16 protein-coding genes are annotated in these 15241 nt (G+C 67.2%); 12 read left to right on the forward strand and 4 right to left on the reverse strand.

The genetic code is table 11. The annotated features are described in order from the left end of the window. The first annotated feature begins 15 nt into the window (after window positions 1-15). On the forward strand, window positions 16-1002 hold the full coding sequence (locus ACH13J_RS05010; protein ID WP_397542213.1) for a fatty acid desaturase: 987 nt from the start codon (window positions 16-18) through the stop codon (window positions 1000-1002). Between the two features lie 15 nt (window positions 1003-1017). On the opposite strand, the gene ACH13J_RS05015 is transcribed toward ACH13J_RS05010, so the two are convergent. Next, complete coding sequence (locus ACH13J_RS05015) at window positions 1018-1878, reverse strand: sigma-70 family RNA polymerase sigma factor (protein ID WP_397542214.1); 861 nt, start codon at window positions 1876-1878, stop codon at window positions 1018-1020. A 100-nt stretch (window positions 1879-1978) separates the two neighbouring features. Here ACH13J_RS05015 and ACH13J_RS05020 point away from each other — a divergent pair, with 100 nt between their 5' ends. Then, a complete protein-coding gene (locus ACH13J_RS05020) occupies window positions 1979-2587 on the forward strand; it encodes a MarR family transcriptional regulator (RefSeq protein WP_397542215.1) in 609 nt (202 codons plus the stop codon). 10 nt (window positions 2588-2597) lie between these two features. Here ACH13J_RS05020 and serS read toward each other — a convergent pair whose 3' ends face one another. Then, window positions 2598-3890 (reverse strand): serine--tRNA ligase, encoded by a 1293-nt coding sequence (serS, locus tag ACH13J_RS05025; RefSeq protein ID WP_397542216.1) that lies wholly within the window; start codon window positions 3888-3890, stop codon window positions 2598-2600. A 520-nt stretch (window positions 3891-4410) separates the two neighbouring features. Here serS and yajC point away from each other — a divergent pair. From yajC to ACH13J_RS05075, 10 genes are all read left to right on the forward strand, one after another. Beyond that, a complete protein-coding gene (gene yajC, locus ACH13J_RS05030; RefSeq protein ID WP_397542217.1) occupies window positions 4411-4692 on the forward strand; it encodes a preprotein translocase subunit YajC in 282 nt (93 codons plus the stop codon). 38 nt (window positions 4693-4730) lie between these two features. Next, window positions 4731-7364, forward strand: a complete 2634-nt coding sequence (gene secD / locus ACH13J_RS05035) for a protein translocase subunit SecD (protein WP_397542218.1) — start codon at window positions 4731-4733, stop codon at window positions 7362-7364. Continuing rightward, window positions 7357-8118 carry a TSUP family transporter gene (locus ACH13J_RS05040; RefSeq protein WP_397542219.1) on the forward strand — a complete coding sequence of 254 codons (762 nt, stop codon included), beginning with the start codon at window positions 7357-7359 and terminating at the stop codon, window positions 8116-8118. The genes secD and ACH13J_RS05040 overlap by 8 nt, the downstream gene beginning before the upstream one ends. Before the next feature lies 1 nt (window position 8119). After that, window positions 8120-8473 (forward strand): Mth938-like domain-containing protein, encoded by a 354-nt coding sequence (locus ACH13J_RS05045; RefSeq protein WP_397542220.1) that lies wholly within the window; start codon window positions 8120-8122, stop codon window positions 8471-8473. A gap of 69 nt (window positions 8474-8542) precedes the next feature. Continuing rightward, a complete protein-coding gene (gene ccmA / locus ACH13J_RS05050) occupies window positions 8543-9160 on the forward strand; it encodes a heme ABC exporter ATP-binding protein CcmA (protein WP_397542221.1) in 618 nt (205 codons plus the stop codon). Next, the gene (ccmB, locus tag ACH13J_RS05055) at window positions 9157-9813 is read left to right on the forward strand and encodes a heme exporter protein CcmB (RefSeq protein WP_397542222.1); all 657 of its coding nucleotides are present in this window, start codon (window positions 9157-9159) and stop codon (window positions 9811-9813) included. The genes ccmA and ccmB overlap by 4 nt, the downstream gene beginning before the upstream one ends. A gap of 15 nt (window positions 9814-9828) precedes the next feature. Next, window positions 9829-10566, forward strand: coding sequence for a heme ABC transporter permease CcmC (locus ACH13J_RS05060; RefSeq protein WP_397542223.1), 738 nt, complete (start codon window positions 9829-9831; stop codon window positions 10564-10566). Further along, window positions 10563-10721 carry a heme exporter protein CcmD gene (gene ccmD, locus ACH13J_RS05065; protein WP_397542224.1) on the forward strand — a complete coding sequence of 53 codons (159 nt, stop codon included), beginning with the start codon at window positions 10563-10565 and terminating at the stop codon, window positions 10719-10721. The genes ACH13J_RS05060 and ccmD overlap by 4 nt, the downstream gene beginning before the upstream one ends. Before the next feature lie 13 nt (window positions 10722-10734). Beyond that, window positions 10735-11247, forward strand: a complete 513-nt coding sequence (locus ACH13J_RS05070; protein WP_397542299.1) for a DsbE family thiol:disulfide interchange protein — start codon at window positions 10735-10737, stop codon at window positions 11245-11247. 85 nt (window positions 11248-11332) lie between these two features. Further along, window positions 11333-12445 (forward strand): ATP-binding cassette domain-containing protein, encoded by a 1113-nt coding sequence (locus tag ACH13J_RS05075; protein WP_397542225.1) that lies wholly within the window; start codon window positions 11333-11335, stop codon window positions 12443-12445. 81 nt (window positions 12446-12526) lie between these two features. Here ACH13J_RS05075 and ACH13J_RS05080 read toward each other — a convergent pair whose 3' ends face one another. Together ACH13J_RS05080 and ACH13J_RS05085 are read right to left on the reverse strand one after the other, a co-directional pair. Beyond that, the gene (locus ACH13J_RS05080) at window positions 12527-13738 is read right to left on the reverse strand and encodes an aminotransferase class I/II-fold pyridoxal phosphate-dependent enzyme (protein WP_397542226.1); all 1212 of its coding nucleotides are present in this window, start codon (window positions 13736-13738) and stop codon (window positions 12527-12529) included. Window positions 13739-13889: 151 nt separating this feature from the next. Next, on the reverse strand, window positions 13890-15194 hold the full coding sequence (locus tag ACH13J_RS05085) for an FAD-dependent oxidoreductase (RefSeq protein WP_397542227.1): 1305 nt from the start codon (window positions 15192-15194) through the stop codon (window positions 13890-13892). Window positions 15195-15241 lie beyond the last annotated feature (47 nt).

Genomic DNA, 15241 nt, shown 5'->3' on the forward strand with positions numbered 1-15241 from the left:
AACGGGAGCGGCAGAATGGATATCCGGGAACACACGCGCGCCTACGCGATCAAGAGCGATGCAATGGGCGCGCTCAGCTTGTTCGCAACCCTCGCGGCCTATTTCGCCGCGCTGGTCATTGGGGCGCTCAACGTGGCGACGCCATGGGTTTCGGTGCCGATGATCGTGGTGCTGGCGTTTGCCTCGGTGCGGCTTTACGTGCTGCAGCACGATTGCGGGCATTACTCGCTCTTCGCGACGAAATGGATGAACGACGTGGCGGGCTACGTCCTGTCGATCTTTTCGCTCACGCCGTTCCGGGTGATGCAGTACAATCACAATCTTCATCATGCCTATCTCGGCAATCTCGAACACCGCGAGACGACCGAGGTTTACACCATGACGTTGCGCGAGTGGCAGGAGGCGCCGTTCTGGACCCGGCTTTGGTATCGCCTGTACCGCAACCCGGCCGTGATGCTGTCGCTTGGCGGCATATTCACCTACTTCATCGCCTATCGCTGGCCGCGCAACACGCGCAAGGTGGGGATCGGGGGCGTGATCGCGCACAACCTGATGCTGGCGGCCTACGTGACGCTCGTTTACCTCGGGCTCGGCGTGCCCGGCCTCGTCGTGCTGGGCCTCAGCGCCGTTCTGGCGGGCATCATCGGCGTGTTCCTGGTCTACCTGCAACACAATTTCGAGGACACCTACTGGGACCGCAAGCCGGATCTCGATTTCCGCAAGGCCACGCTGGAGGGGTCCAGCTCGCTCGACCTCGGCCATTGGTGGGACATCGGCACCGGCAATATCGCCTACCACGACCTGCATCATTTCAATCCCGCGATCCCGTCCTACCGGCTGCGCAAGTGTCAGAAGAACCTGCCGGACGAACTGAAATGCCATGACGAGATCCGCTGGCCGCAGGCCATCGCCAGCTTCCGGCTCAAGCTGTGGGACGAGGATCGCCAACGGCTCGTGCCCTTTCCGGTGCAGCGGTCCGCCGGCCCGGTCCCGGCACAGTAACGGCGCGACGGCGTCTCATGCGGGCGAGGGCAGGGCGTCGCCCGTCTCGGCGATGGCCTCGCGCAGGCGTTCGAGCCCGCGCTCGCGCAACTGCCGCACGCGCTCGCGCGATATGCCATGGTCCTGCGCCAGCTCGTTCAAGGTCTTGGGCGGGTCCAGCAGGACATTTGCGATGACGATCTCGCGCTCGCGCTCAGGCAGGCGCCGGAAATGGCGCACCATCGCTGCCCGGAACGCCGCGCCGTCACGCCGCGCGGCAACCTGCGCCTCGACATCGGCATCCGGGTCGGGCAGCAGGTCCACCGCCTCGGTGTCCTCCTCCTCTCCCGTCATCCGGTTGAGAGAGCTGTCGCGCGCCGCGAATTGCCGCCGCATGTCATCCAGCTCGTGCACCCCGACGCCCAGCTTGTCGGCGATCCTGAGATTGCGTTCGGACGCCGTTTCGCCGGGCACGCTGGGCAGCGAATCCTCGACCGGGCCCAGCTTGAAGAATGCCTTGCGCACCTTGGCCGAGCGCCCTCGCCGAACGATCGACCAGTTGGCCATACGGTAATCCTGCAGCTCGGCGCGCACCCACCACGACGCGTAGGTGGAAAACCGCACGCCACGGTCGGGGTCGAACCCGTCTGCCGCGCGCATGAGCCCGATGAAGGCATGTTGCACGAGGTCGGGATCTTCCTGTGCACGCGTCTTGGTAAAGCGCTGCGTGATCGACAGCACCAACGGCGTGAAGGCCGTCACCAGACGGTTGCGCGCCGCCACGTCCCCCTCGTCGCGCCACGCGCGGGCAAGGCGGCGCTCTTCCTCGGCGTCCAGCATGGCCGGGCCCGACCGGGCCGTGTTGCTGCGGGCGGCTGGGATATAGGGCTTGTTCATGGCGGTCTCAGCACGGGCCGGTTGTGATTTGGTTTCGAGTCGAAATCATATGAGCTGCGCGGCGCTTGTCAAACTGGTTTTGAATCGCTACTAAACGCGCATGAGCCGTCCGGACGCCCCCCCTGCCTCTACCGACCAGCTGGCCGAGTTGCTTGTGCATATTGGCCGGTCGGCCCGCGGCGAGGATACCGGCGGCGCCGCCCCGCTGACGGCGGCTCAATGGACGGCGCTGCGCTTTTTCGCCCGCGCCAACCGCGCCTCGCGCACGCCCTCGGCGTTTGCCAGCTTCCAGGCGACAACCCGCGGCACGGCCTCGCAGACCATCAAGACACTGGAATCGCGCGGCCTGCTGGAACGGCGCCGGGCCGAGCACGACCGCCGCAGCGTGCGCTTCGAGGTGACCGGAGACGGGCACGCGCTGCTGGCGCGCGACCCCTTGCGCCATCTCACCGCGGCGATTGCCCGGCTGGACGAGGCCGGGCGCGCGGCGCTGGCGCGGCTCCTGCCCGAGCTGGCCGCGGATCTGGCGCGGGAGCGCGGCACGAGCGCCATCGGCACCTGCGAGAACTGTCACCATTACGAGGACCGCGGCCAGGGCGGTTACTGCGCCTGCGTGGCGATGAACCTCGCCCCCTTCGAGATCGGTCAACTCTGCGTGCGTTACACGCCGGAGCCCGGCACGCCACCCAAGGCAGCCAACGGCGGCTGACGCGCCTGCCTCAGGCCAGCGCGCCCTCGGCCGTCAGGCGCGTCCGGCCCCTCAGGTAGGGATGCAGCACCTCGGGCAGTTCCACGGATCCGTCGGCCTGCTGTCCGTTCTCCAGGACCGCGATCAGGCAGCGCCCCACCGCCAGCCCCGAGCCGTTCAGCGTGTGCACGAATTGCGGCTTGCCGCCGCCCGCGGGGCGGAACCGCGCGTTCATCCGCCGCGCCTGGAAATCCCCGCAGACCGAGACCGAGCTGATCTCGCGATAAGTGTCCTGCCCGGGCAGCCAAACCTCGATATCGTGCGTGCGCCGCGCGCCGAATCCCATGTCGCCCACGCAAAGCACCACGGTGCGATAGGGCAGGCCGAGCCGCTCGAGGATGTCCTGCGCACAGCCCGTCATCCGGTCGAGCTCCGCGCGGCTCCTGTCGGGGTGGGTCACGCTGACCATCTCGACCTTTTCGAACTGGTGCTGTCGCAGCATGCCGGCGGTGTCCTTGCCTGCGCTGCCCGCCTCCGAGCGGAAGCACTGGGTATGCGCCACGTGGCGGTGCGGCAGGCTGTCCTCCTCGACGACCTCCCCGTTGACGAGGTTGGTCAGCGTCACCTCCGCCGTGGGCACCAGCCACCAGCCGTTGGTCGTCTTGTAGCTGTCCTCGCCGAACTTGGGCAGCTGCCCGGTGCCATACATCATCTCGTCGCGCACCAGCACGGGCGTCCACGTCTCGGTCAGGCCGTTTTCCTCGACATGCACGTCGATCATGAACTGCGCCAGCGCCCTGTGCAGGCGGGCGATGGCCCCCGACATCACCACGAAGCGCGACCCCGACAGCTTGGCGGCCATCTCGAAATCCATCCCCGGCTGCACGCCCGCGATTTCGAAATGCTCCTTCGGCGCGAAATCGAACGCCCGCGGGGTGCCCCAGCGGTGGATTTCCACGTTGTCGCCCTCGTCCTCGCCGTCGGGCACGTCGTCCAGCGGCGCGTTGGGCAGCTCCATCAGCAGGTCGGTCAGCTGGCTGTCCAGTTCCCGCGCCTCCGCCTGCATGGCCGCGACCTCGGCTTTCTTCTCGGACACCAGCGCGCGCAGGCGCCCGAATTCCGCCTCGTCGCCCGCGGCCTTGGCGGCGCCGACCTCCTTGGAGGCACGGTTCTGCTCGGCCTGCGCGGTCTCGGCGGCATGGATGCGCGCGCGCCGCTCTTCGTCGAGCCTGAGAATCCCCGCCGAGGCGTCGGCCACCCCGCGCCGGGCCATGGCGGCGTCGAAGGCTTGCGGGTTCTCTCGGATCGCGCGGATGTCGTGCATGGGCCTGTCCCCCGGTCTGTGATCGACTCGTTTGCAGCCTTATGCCCCAGATTTTTCCGAAGGTGTAGGGCGGGGCGCAAACCGCGCCGCGCCATATCATCGCTCGGCCGCAAGGCCGGGCAGCGCCCGGCCCGTCCCCCCACGGGGCGGACGCTGCCCTTGGTGCACAATCCGTCACGTATCAGCCGCCTTCCGCCTCGGGCAGCTCATAACTCTCTGGACCGGCCTGCCATTTGCACCATTCTTCGAAGAATTCCTGTGGCTCAAGCTCGTGCCGTGGCCAATGCGCCGGCCACTCGCAGCCTTTGGGCAATGTTACCGAGCCTTTCCGGGCGATTGCCCGCAACCCGCCCGCGAAACGCGCATACCCCAAGACCGCCTGGCAAACCGCCGTCACAACCACGTCAAACCGACGCGGGGCCGCCCCGGTTTCCCGCCTTGCAAATGCCCCTTGCGAACACTAGGTTCGCGCCCAATTCCGCGGCCGAGGGCCGCGCCCCAGCCATAAAGGAACGCGTGCATGGAAGCCCTTGGCCAGTTCATTCCCCTGATCCTGATCTTCGCGATCATGTATTTCCTGCTGATCCGGCCCCAGCAGAAAAAGCTCAAGGACCACAAGGCGATGGTCGAGGCGCTGCGCCGCGGCGACCAGGTGGTGACGCAGGGCGGCCTGATCGGCAAGGTGTCCAAGGTCAAGGATGACGACGAGATCGAGGTCGAGATCGCCCAGGGCGTGAAGGTGCGTGTCGTCAAGTCCACCGTCAGCCAGGTGCTGTCCAAGACCGAACCGGCCGAGAGCTGAGCCGGGAGACTCGCCCACCCCTCTGAAAAGGCGTAAAAATGCTCCAGATCGACCTGTGGAAGCGCGTTGTCATCTGGGCCCTTGTGGCCCTCGGGCTTTTCATGGCGCTGCCCAACGCCTTCTACAGCCGGGTGGAGACGCACAACGACGCAGTCCGCGCGATGGAGCGCGGCACCGAGACCGCCGAACTGCGGCAGGAGGCCGCGCGCTGGCCCGACTGGATGCCCTCCAGCCTGGTCAACCTGGGCCTCGACCTGCGCGGCGGCGCGCACCTGCTGGCCGAGGTGCAGGTCGAGGAAGTCTACGAAACCCGGATGGAGGCGATGTGGCCCGACATCCGCGACGTGCTTCGCGAGGAGCGCGGCCGGGTCGGGCCGATCCGTTTGCAGGGGGTGGAGAACGCGACGCTGCGCGTGCGGCTGACCGCCGACGACCCCGACGTGGGCCATGCCGCCACGCTCGTGCGCGGGCTGGCGCGGCCCGTCACCAGCGTGACCGGCGTCAACGCCAGCGATATCGAGGTGAGCACGCAGGGCAACGAGATCCTCGTCGCTCTCAGCGAGGCTGAGCAGCGTGCTACCGACGAGCGCACCGTGCGGCAGGCGCTGGAGATCGTGCGCCGCCGCATCGACGAGGTCGGCACGCGCGAGCCGACCATCCAGCGGCAGGGGCGCGACCGCATCCTCATACAGGTGCCGGGGATCGGCAGCGCGGCCGAGCTCAAGGAGATCATCGGCACAACGGCGCAGCTGACCTTTCACCCCGTCGTCAACCGCACGAGCGACGGTGACGAACGCCCCGGCCCCGGCAACGAGCTGCTGCCGGCGATGGACGAGGAGGGCATCTACTACATCGTCGAAAGCGCCCCGGTCGTGACCGGCGACGAGCTGGTGGATGCGCAGCCCGATTTCGACCAGAACGGGCGGCCGGCGGTCTCGTTCCGCTTCAACCCCTCGGGCGCGCGCAAGTTCGGCGACTACACCGCCGAGAACATCGGCAGCCCGTTTGCCATCGTTCTGGACGACGAGGTGATCAGCGCGCCCGTGATCCAGGCCCATATCGCGGGCGGGTCGGGCATCATCACCGGCCAGTTCACCGTCGAGGAGAGCACGCAACTCGCGGTGCTGCTGAGGGCGGGGGCGCTGCCCGCGGGGCTGGAATTCCTCGAGGAACGCACCATTGGCCCCGAGCTCGGCGCCGACAGCATCGAGGCCGGCAAGGTGGCCTGCATTGCCGCCTTCGCGCTGGTTCTGGTGTTCATGTTCGCCAGTTACGGCCTCTTCGGGTTGTTCGCCAACATCGCGCTTGTCCTCAATGTCGGGCTGATTTTCGGCCTGCTTAGCGCCATCGGCGCGACGCTGACGCTGCCGGGCATCGCCGGGATCGTGCTGACCATCGGCATGGCGGTGGACGCCAACGTGCTGGTGTTCGAGCGGATCCGCGAGGAAGCGAAAACCGCCAAGGGGCCGGCGCGGGCCATCGAGTTGGGTTACGAAAAGGCGCTGAGCGCCATCACCGACGCCAATATCACCACCTTCATCACCGCGCTGATCCTGTTTGCCATGGGCAGCGGGCCGGTGCGGGGTTTTGCCGTCACCCTTGGCCTTGGCATCATCACCTCGGTGTTCACGGCCATTTTCGTCACGCGCCTGCTGGTCGTGATGTGGTTCGAGCGCAAGCGCCCCAAGACGGTGTTGCAGGGGCGGATGCTGCGGCTGGTCCCAAGGGAGACATCCTGGGATTTCTTCAGCCGCTGGAAGCTGTCGCTTGGCATCTCTGCCGTGCTGATCGTCGTGGCGGCCGGGTCCTTCGCGCTTCAGGGGCTGAACTTCGGCATCGATTTCCGCGGTGGCACCACGATCCGGACCGAAAGCACCCAGCCCGTCGATATCGGCGCCTATCGCGACGCGATCCAGCAGCTGGAGCTGGGCGATGTGACGATCACGGAGGTCTTCGATCCCACTTTCGGGCCGGAGCAGAACGTCGCGATGATCCGAATCCAGGCGCAGGAAGGACAGGAGAGCGTTTCCGCCGCGGTGATAGAGGACGTCCGAACCGCGTTGCAACAGGTGGTGCCCGACATCACCTTCACCTCGGTCGAGAGTGTCGGGCCGAAGGTGTCGGGAGAGCTGATACAGGCCGCCGTGGTCGCGGTGCTGCTCGCTATCGGGGCGGTGCTCGTCTACATATGGCTGCGCTTCGAGTGGCAGTTCGCCCTCGGAGCGGTGGCGGCGCTGGTGCATGACGTGGTGCTCACCATCGGGATATTCTCGGAGTTGCAGATACAGTTCGACCTTGCGATCATCGCCGCGCTGCTGACCATCGTCGGCTATTCGCTGAACGATACGGTGGTGGTGTTCGACCGGGTGCGCGAGAACCTGCGCAAGTACAAGAAAAAGCCTCTGGCCGAAGTCCTCAACATCTCGATCAACGAGACGCTGAGCCGCACGGTGATGACCTCTGTCACCACGCTTCTGGCGCTCATGGCGCTTTTCGTCCTGGGCGGCGACGTGATCCGCGGTTTCGTCTTCGCGATGATCTGGGGCGTGATCGTGGGCACCTATTCGTCGGTCTTCGTCGCCAGCGTCATCCTGCTCTGGCTGGGCGTCAAGCGCGACTGGTCCAAGCCGGACAAGGGGGCCGGAACCCAGTTCGCCAACGTGGATGCCTGATGCTCTGGGCGCGGCAATGGCCACGCCGGGGCTGGCGTGGTTGCTGCTTGTCATTTCGGTTGCTGGAATCATCCGCGGTTTCACCGGGTTCGGCACCGCGCTGATATTCGCGCCCGTGGCGAATATCTTCCTTGAGCCCAAGCAGGTCGTCACGGTGATCGCTCTGACGGGGGTTGCCAGCAACGCCGTCGTCCTGCCCCGCGCCTGGGGACAGGCCAGCCGCCGCGAGGTCGGCCTGCTGGTCGCGGCGGCGCTGTTGACGGTGCCGGTGGGGATCGGGTTGCTTGACCTGCTCGACCGGACGGCGGTGCGGTGGGTCGTGACCGGCGTGGCGGGCGGCATGCTGGCCGCCCTGCTTGCGGGGTGGCGTTACGCGCGCCCCGTCCCGGTGCCAATGCTCCTGCCGATCGGCGCGGCGGCAGGCGTCATCGGCGGCATGACGGGACTCACGGGGCCTGTGGTGATCCTGTTCTATCTCGCGGGCCAGGCGCTGGTGCAGGCGGTGCGCGCCAACACGATCCTCTTTCTTGCCGCGCTTGACGCCGTGATCCTTGTCAACCTCGGCATCAAGGGCGACATCACGCCGGGGCTGCTGTTGCTCGCGGGGATCGTGTCGATCCCGTACGCGGTCACGACAACGATCGGCCAGGCGCTGTTCGACCCCCGGCACGAGCGACTATACCGCCGGGCGGCCTACTCGGTGATCGGTCTGGCCGTTGTCAGCGGCCTGCCGGTCTGGGATAATGGAGGATGACATGCGGCTGAACGAAATGACATTCGACGGGGCGACGCCCATAGACGGCTACGGCCCCGGTTTCTTCCGCGTCGGGGGCGAGGCGCTGGAGGGGGCGATCCTGGTGAGCGTGCATGGCGCGCGCGGATGGGGTGGCTATGACGACGAAGAGCCGCTTCTGGCCTTGGCGGACGAGATCGATGTGCTGTTCGTGGGCACTGGCCCGGAAACCCTGCACATGCCGCGCGAGGTGCGCGCGCGGCTGGAGGAGGCCGGGCTTGGCGTGGAGGCCATGAACTCGCCCGCCGCTGCGCGGAGTTACAACGTCCTGCTCGCGGAAGGCCGGCGCGTGGCCGTGGCCCTTCTGCCGGTCTAGCATGGGCGGCCCGTGCGCAGGCCGGCCATGACGCTTTCCCGGCCCCGCGCTTTGCGCTAAGGGGGCGTCATGACTCTGCAGGTTCACGATCTGACGATTGCGCGCGGCGGCGTGCGTGTGCTGGAGGGGGTGTCTTTCGCCCTGCCTGCCGGCGCGGCGCTGGTGCTGCGCGGGCCCAACGGCATCGGCAAGACAACCCTGCTGCGCACCGTGGCGGGGCTGCAACCGCCGCTCGCCGGCCGGGTCGAGGCGCCATCCGACTCGCTTGTCTATGCCGGCCACGCCGACGGGATAAAGGCGACGCTTACGGTGACCGAGAACCTGCGCTTCTGGGCCCAAGTCTTCGGGCGACAGGACATCGAGCCGGCGCTGGCGGCGTTCGAGCTGCGGGCACTGGCGGACCGGCCGGCCGGGATGCTGTCTGCCGGGCAGAAAAGACGGCTGGGCCTTGCGCGCCTGTTGGTCACGGGACGCCCGATCTGGGTTCTGGACGAGCCCACGGTCTCGCTCGACCGCGATGCCGTGGCGATGTTCGCCCGCGCCGTGGGCCAGCACCTGTCAGGCGGCGGTTCGGCCCTGCTGGCCACCCATATCGAGCTGGGCCTTGACGGGGCGGAGGTGCTCGACCTGTCCCCGTTCCGGGCCCGGGCGGCGGAGATGGATGATTTCGACGAGGCGTTCCTGTGATCGCGCTTTTGTCCCGTGACATGCGGCTGGCGGTCCGTGCCGGTGGCGGCTTCGGGCTCGGTTTGGCCTTTTTCCTGATCGTGGTGGTGCTGGTGCCGTTCGGCGTGGGGCCGGAAACGGCGCTGCTGGCGGCCATCGCGCCGGGCATCCTGTGGCTGGGCGCGTTGCTGGCCTGCCTGTTGTCGCTCGACCGCATCTTCGCGCTCGACTGGGAGGATGGCAGCCTCGACCTGCTTGCCACCGCGCCGCTGCCGATGGAGGCAGCGGTGAGCGTCAAGGCGCTTGCGCACTGGCTGACGACGGGGCTGCCGCTCGTGCTGGCGTCGCCGGTCTTTGCGCTGCTGCTCAGCCTGCCGGCGGCCGGTTACGGGCCGCTGATCCTGTCGCTTCTGCTGGGCACGCCGGCGCTCAGCGTGATCGGGACCTTCGGCGCGGCGCTGACCGTCGGGCTCAGGCGGGGAGGGCTGTTGCTGAGCCTGCTGGTCCTGCCGCTTTACGTGCCGACGCTGATCTTCGGGGCCGAGATGGCCCGGCGCGGCGCCGAGGGGCTGGATTACGCCACGCCGCTGCTGATGCTGGCAGGGATCACCTGCGGCACCATCGCGCTTTTGCCTTTCGCGTCGGCTGCGGTATTGAAGGTCAATCTGAGATAAGGCTGGGAATCGGGCATGGACCTCAACAGGCTCTGGGCATACGCCAACCCGAAGAAATTCATCGAGACCACCGACAAGGTGTTGCCGACGGTGTCCGTGCTTGCCGTGATATGTCTTGTAACCGGCCTGGTATGGGGATTTTTCTTCACGCCCGACGATTACCGGCAGGGCTCGACCGTCAAGATAATCTACCTGCACGTGCCATCGGCCCTGATGGCCATCAACACGTGGCTGATGATGCTGGTGACGTCGCTGATCTGGATCGTGCGGCGCCACCATGTCAGTGCGCTCGCCGCGCGCGCTGCAGCGCCCGTGGGCGCGGTGATGACGGTGATCGCGCTGCTGACCGGGGCGATCTGGGGCCAGCCGATGTGGGGAACCTGGTGGGCCTGGGACCCGCGGCTGACCTCGTTCCTGATCCTGTTCCTGTTCTACCTTGGCTATATCGCCCTGTGGGGGGCGATCGAGAATGACGATACCGCCGCCGACCTGACCTCGATCCTCTGCCTGGTGGGGTCGGTCTTTGCCCTGCTCAGCCGCTATGCGGTGAACTTCTGGAACCAGGGGCTGCACCAGGGGGCGTCGTTGAGCCTCGACAAGGAAGAGAACGTGGCCGATGTTTTCTATCACCCGCTTCTGGTGTCGATCGCGGGGTTCGTGCTGCTGTTCATCGCGCTGGTGCTGTTGCGCACGCGCACGGAAATCCGCGCGCGCCGGATGCGCGCGCTGCTGGCGAGGGAGCGGATGCGATGATGCCGGATCTTGGGAAATACGCCGAGGCGGTTCTGTCCTCCTATGCCGTTTCGATCGCGCTGATCGTGGCGCTGGTGGGCATGAGCCTGCTTCGCTCGCGGCGGGTCAAGGCGCAGCTGGACGAGGTGGAAAGGAAGGCACAGCGCGATGGCTAGGCTGTCCCCGCTCATGATCGCGCCGCCCGTCATCTTTGCCGGGCTGGCGGCCCTTTTCTATTTCGGGATGCAGCGCGAGAACCCCGATGAACTGCCCTCCACGCTCACCGGCAAGCCGGCCCCGGCCGTCGAGGTGTCCGCGCTCGGGGACAAGCCGCTGTTCTCCGACGCGGACATCCGCTCCGGCGGGGTGAAGCTGGTCAATTACTGGGCCAGCTGGTGTGCGCCCTGTCGGGTGGAGCATCCCCACCTCGAACGGCTGGCCGACGAGGGGATCACCATTTACGGCGTCAACTACAAGGACAAGCCGGCAAACGCTCTGGGGTTTCTGAAAGAGCTGGGAGATCCGTACACGGCGATCGGCGCCGACCCTGCCGGGCGGATGGCGCTGGAATGGGGGGTCTACGGCGTGCCGGAGACTTACGTGATCGATGGCGAGGGGCGCATCGTCCTGCGTTTCGCCGGACCGATCACCGAACGCGTGCTGCAGTCCAAGATCCGGCCCGCGATCGAGAAAGCGCGCTGAGCCGCGGCCTTGCGCTGGCGGCGGCGGGTTGTTATCTCCGCTGCACTTAACCCGATAAAATTGATCGGATAGACGAGAGGCGCTCGTGGACGCAGCCCACCCCCGACTGGAAATCGTCGATCTCGTCCGCCGCTATGACGGCAGGCGCGTGGTCGATCATGTGTCGCTCAAGGTTCAACCCGGGCAGGTGACGTGCCTGCTGGGGCCGTCGGGCTGCGGCAAGTCCACGACGCTGCGCATCATCGCCGGGGTCGAGATGCAGGACGCCGGCCAGATCTACGTCGATGGCAGGCTGGTGTGCGACACCGTTTTCCGCGTGCCGCCCGAGCGGCGGAACATCGGCCTGATGTTCCAGGATTTCGCCCTTTTCCCGCATCTGCGCGTGGGCGATAACGTGGCCTTCGGCCTGACGGGCGACAAGGCGGCGATCTCGCGGCGCGTCGGCGAACTGCTGGAACGGGTGGGGCTGGAGGGATACCTCAACGCCTATCCGCACGAATTGTCGGGCGGGGAACAGCAACGTGTCGCGCTGGCGCGCGCACTGGCCCCGCGGCCGTCGATCATGCTGATGGACGAGCCGTTTTCCGGGCTCGACAACCGGCTGCGCGACGGTATCCGCGACGAGACGCTCGACATCCTGCGCGAACAGGACACCGCGGTGCTGCTGGTCACGCACGAACCGGAGGAGGCGATGCGCATGGCCGACACGATCGCGCTGATGCGCGGCGGCCAGATCGTGCAGGAGGGGGCACCCTACAACATCTACAACGCGCCCGTCGATCGCGATGCAGTGGCCTTCTTCAGCGACATTAACGTGATCCGCGGGCGCGTGGAGGGGTCGCTTGTCCAGACGCCCTTCGGCCAGTTCCTCGCACCCGGCGTGCACGAGGGCAACGAGGTGGATATCGTCATCCGCCCGCAGCACGTGAAGATAGATTTCGACCGGAACGGCCGCGGACCGGACCCGACGATCGAAATGGGCACGGCGGCGCGCGGCATTGTCGAGCGGGCGCGCTTCATGGGCAAGGAAAGCCTGGTGGAATTCCGCATGGACCATGACGGGTCGCTGTTCAAGGTGACGGTGCCCAACGTGTTCCTGCCTGCACGCGGCAAGCCGATGTGGCTTATGCTGCGGCGCGACAAGTCGTTCCTTTTCCCGGTCGAGGACGACGCCGAACAGGAACTGGCCGCCGAGTGAGCGTGCCGCCGCCGGAAATCCGCGCCTTGCCGGCATACCAATGCCTGCCCCTGCCCGCACCGGGGGCAGGGTAGGGGGTCATCAAGTGCCGTAGGCGCGTGTCTCGCCCATCACGTCCGTGGCCGCCATGACGAGCGCCTCGGCGATCGCGTCGAGTTCGGGCTTGGTCAGGCGCGCGGGCAGGCGGGCATCGCAGGCCCGCATCAGCATCGCGCGGGTCATGGGCAGCTCGGGCGGGCGCTCCGGCAGGAACTCCCAGTTCCAGAAGGCGCGAGCATTGTCGCTGGACAGACCGAAAACCTGCACCTTGATACCCCGCTCCGCCGCGGCCTGCGCGAAGGCGCGGGTTTCGGCCTCGTCCATGCCCACGAGGTTGAACTGGATGGAGTCCGGCGCGCGCTCCTCCGGCGCGAGCTTCGCGGGGACACGCAGCCACGGGCAGGCGTTGAGCCGTGCCGCGACATGGTCGTGGTTGGCCCGGCCGTCGCGCACGCGGCGGGGAATCTCGGCGATCTGGGGCCGGATGATCGCCGCCGACAGGTTGGCCATGCGCAGGTTGTAGAGCGGCAGCCTGTTCTGCCAGCGGGCAAAGGCGGCCTCCAGAACGGGGTCGTCGCCCGTCATGTGCTTGGCCCAGTTGTGCTCGTAAGCGCCGGACATGATGACGGCCCGGGCGATCAGCTCGGGGTCGTCGGTCACCATGATCCCGCCTTCGCCGGCATTGACCAGCTTGTAGGACTGGAAGCTGAAGCAGCCCACGCGCCCGATCGTGCCGATGTTGCGCCCGCCCCAGGTGGTGCCCAGGCTGTGGGCGGCATCCTCTATCACGGGGATGCCGCGGGCCTCGCACAGGGACATGATCGCATCCATGTCCGAGGTGTGGCCACGCATGTGGCTGATGATGACCGCGGATATATCCTCGTCCAGCCGCTGCGTGAAGTCGTCGATATCGACACGGTAATTGTCGCCGACCTCGCAAAGCACCGGGATGCAGTCTGCGTGAACGACCGATGAGGGCACCGCGGCAAAGGTAAAAGCCGGGATCAGGACGCGTGCGTCGCGTGGCAGCCCGAGGCCCTTGAGCGACAAGAACAGCGCCGCCGAACAGCTGCTGACCGCGAGCGCGTATTTCGTGCCCATGGCGGCGGCGAACTCCCGCTCCAGCAGGGTGACGGGGGCGTTCTCGGGCGCCGTGTAGCGGAACAGGTCGCCCGAGCGCAGCATCCTGTCGATTTCCGCGCGGGCGCTGTCGGGGATCGGCTCGGCATCGTAGACATTCGGGACGGCGGTCATGCTTTCGGTTTTCCTGAAAATAGCCTTCGGATTTCCCGAATACGGATACACCGACTCGCCGCGTTTCCAAAGCGAATTTTTTGCAACGGCGGCGGCAGGCGGCGGCATGCCGCGCCCGTTCATGTCCGGTCTTGGAAGGAGGGGAGGGGTGTCAGAGCCCCAGCCGGTCGCGCAGCGAGAACCACGTCATCGCCAGCACCAGCAGGGGGGAGCGCAGCGCGGCGCCGCCGGGGAAGGGGCGGGTCGGTATCCGGGCCATCGTGTCGAAGCCCTCGGCCTGACCGGCGATCGCGTCTGCCATCAGCTTGCCCGCATGGGTCGCCGTGCCGACGCCATGGCCGGAATAGCCCGAGGCGCTGAGGATGTTGGGCGCGACCCGGGCGAGGTAGGGCAGCCGCCGCATCGTGATCGCGAGCGTCCCGCCCCAGGCATAATCGATCCGGACGTCGCGCAGATGCGGGAATATCTCGGTCATGGGCTTGCGCACCAGCGCGGCGATATCGGCGGGAAAGCGGTAGCCGTAGGTCTCACCTCCCCCGAACAGCAGGCGCTTGTCGTGGCTGAGGCGGAAGTAGTTGACGACGAACTTGGTGTCGGCCACGGCAACATCCCGCGCCAGCACGTCGTGCGCGGCATCGCCGAGCGGTTCGGTGGCCACCACGAAATTGTTGATCGGCATCACCCGCGCGGCAACCCGGCCGTTCAGGCCGCCCAGATAGCCGTTGCAGGCAAGGATGACGTGGTCTGCCGTGACGCGCCCGCCGGCGGTTTGAACGGAGGCCGGCATGCCCTCGTCCACCCCGTGCACCTCGGTGCGCTCGAAGATGCGCACGCCGGCATCGCGCGCCGCCCGCGCCAGCCCGAGCGCATAGGCCAGCGGATGCAGGTGCGCCGCGGTCATGTCCAGCGTGCCGCCCTTGTAACGCGGCGAGGGGCAGATCGCCTGCGCCGCCGCGTGGTCCAGTTTCTGCAGGTGCGGATAGCCGTAGGTCTCGGCGAGGTGGTCGGCATAGGCGTGTTCCTCGGCCGTCTCCCGGTCCGAGAAGCCAAGATGCGCGATGCCGGGCTTGAGATGGCAGTCAATGCCGTGGCGTTCCACCAGATGCTTGACCAGCGCCTTGGCGTCCTCGGCCAGCGACCAGAGCCGGGCCGCGTCCTCCCGCCCGACCAGCCTTTCCACGGTATGCTGGTCCATGCGCTGCCCGCTGCCGAGCTGCCCGCCATTGCGCCCCGACGCCCCGAAGCCCACGCGATGCGCCTCCAGCAGCACCACGTCGTGGCCGCGTTCGGCAAGGTGGAGCGCGGCTGACAGGCCCGTGTAACCCGCGCCCACCACGCACACATCCGCCCGCGTGTCGCCCTCCAGCTGCGGGAAAGGGTCCAGCGGCTCGGCCGTGGCGGCATACCAGCTTCGGGGGTATTCCCCGGCCCGGTCGTTCGAATAGAGCAGGTTCATCGCTTCATCTTGCCAAAAATACTCCCGCCGGAGGCGTCCGCCGCCTG

The organism is Roseovarius salis, from assembly GCF_044472985.1.
Classification (GTDB): Bacteria; Pseudomonadota; Alphaproteobacteria; order Rhodobacterales; family Rhodobacteraceae; genus Roseovarius; species Roseovarius salis.

Bases quoted from the DNA above. Each gene is read 5' to 3' on its own strand.
- ACH13J_RS05010 (WP_397542213.1), top strand. From the start codon at position 16: ATGGATATCCGGGAACACACGCGCGCCTACGCGATCAAGAGCGATGCA.
- ACH13J_RS05015 (WP_397542214.1), bottom strand. From the start codon at position 1,878: ATGAACAAGCCCTATATCCCAGCCGCCCGCAGCAACACGGCCCGGTCG.
- ACH13J_RS05020 (WP_397542215.1), top strand. From the start codon at position 1,979: ATGAGCCGTCCGGACGCCCCCCCTGCCTCTACCGACCAGCTGGCCGAG.
- serS (WP_397542216.1), bottom strand. From the start codon at position 3,890: ATGCACGACATCCGCGCGATCCGAGAGAACCCGCAAGCCTTCGACGCC.
- yajC (WP_397542217.1), top strand. From the start codon at position 4,411: ATGGAAGCCCTTGGCCAGTTCATTCCCCTGATCCTGATCTTCGCGATC.
- secD (WP_397542218.1), top strand. From the start codon at position 4,731: ATGCTCCAGATCGACCTGTGGAAGCGCGTTGTCATCTGGGCCCTTGTG.
- ACH13J_RS05040 (WP_397542219.1), top strand. From the start codon at position 7,357: ATGCCTGATGCTCTGGGCGCGGCAATGGCCACGCCGGGGCTGGCGTGG.
- ACH13J_RS05045 (WP_397542220.1), top strand. From the start codon at position 8,120: ATGCGGCTGAACGAAATGACATTCGACGGGGCGACGCCCATAGACGGC.
- ccmA (WP_397542221.1), top strand. From the start codon at position 8,543: ATGACTCTGCAGGTTCACGATCTGACGATTGCGCGCGGCGGCGTGCGT.
- ACH13J_RS05060 (WP_397542223.1), top strand. From the start codon at position 9,829: ATGGACCTCAACAGGCTCTGGGCATACGCCAACCCGAAGAAATTCATC.
- ccmD (WP_397542224.1), top strand. From the start codon at position 10,563: ATGATGCCGGATCTTGGGAAATACGCCGAGGCGGTTCTGTCCTCCTAT.
- ACH13J_RS05070 (WP_397542299.1), top strand. From the start codon at position 10,735: ATGATCGCGCCGCCCGTCATCTTTGCCGGGCTGGCGGCCCTTTTCTAT.
- ACH13J_RS05080 (WP_397542226.1), bottom strand. From the start codon at position 13,738: ATGACCGCCGTCCCGAATGTCTACGATGCCGAGCCGATCCCCGACAGC.
- ACH13J_RS05085 (WP_397542227.1), bottom strand. From the start codon at position 15,194: ATGAACCTGCTCTATTCGAACGACCGGGCCGGGGAATACCCCCGAAGC.